Here is a 748-nt window from a genome sequence, read left to right as displayed (position 1 = left end):
CCGGGGTAGCCGACGGACACGCAGCCGACCGGCCGGTACTCCGGAGGCACGCCGAAGGCCTCGCGGAACCCCGCCACCCGCTCCCCGGGGACGCCGAAGAAGCAGGCGCCCAGCCCCTCGTCGACGGCGGTGAGCAGCATCAGCAGCGAGGCCATCCCCGCGTCGACGTCCCAGTACGGCACCGGCCAGCGGCTCTCGTCGCGGTCGGTCCAGCCCTTGTCCGGCTCGGCGTAGCGGTCGAGGTACGCGGACTTGTTCGACAGCGGGACGACCAGCAGCGGTGCCCGGCGCATCCGGGTCAGCCAGCCGTCCGGGGCGCCGTCGTCCGTGGTGACGGACCAGAACAGGTCTCGCTCCTCGGCCGACTCCAGCACCAGGAACGCCCAGCCCTGGCTGAACCCGGCCGACGGCGCCCGGACGGCGTGCTCGAGCAGCCGGTCGCGGACCTGGGGGGGCACCGGTCGGTCGGGGTCGTAGTCCCGGACCATGTGCCGGCGGCGGACGACGCTCGCGAACTCCACGGGAGCCACCCTGCCGGAGGGCTGCGCCGGACGCCGCGCAGCCCCTCCCTAGGCTGGTCGCCGTGCCGAAGCTGCAGCTGCTCCCCGCCGTCGACGTCGCCGACGGTCAGGCCGTCCGCCTGGTGCAGGGGGAGGCCGGGAGCGAGACGTCCTACGGCGACCCGCTCGACGCGGCGGTGCAGTGGCAACGGGACGGCGCGGAATGGGTCCACCTGGTCGACCTCGAC

2 protein-coding genes are annotated in these 748 nt (G+C 74.7%); one reads left to right on the top strand and one right to left on the bottom strand.

What is annotated here, in order from left to right; genetic code table 11:
* Positions 1-521 (bottom strand): nitroreductase family protein (locus E4P40_RS27765; RefSeq protein WP_135161497.1); only part of this gene is annotated, 521 nt, incomplete at its 3' end.
* 62 nt (positions 522-583) lie between these two features.
* Here E4P40_RS27765 and E4P40_RS29455 point away from each other — a divergent pair.
* A partial coding sequence (locus tag E4P40_RS29455) for a HisA/HisF-related TIM barrel protein (protein WP_280790670.1) occupies positions 584-748 on the top strand: 165 nt, incomplete at its 3' end.

It is taken from the genome of Blastococcus sp. CT_GayMR20 (assembly GCF_004570345.1).
Note: the sequence above shows the minus strand (reverse complement) of the source record. Positions and strands in the feature narration are given on the sequence as shown.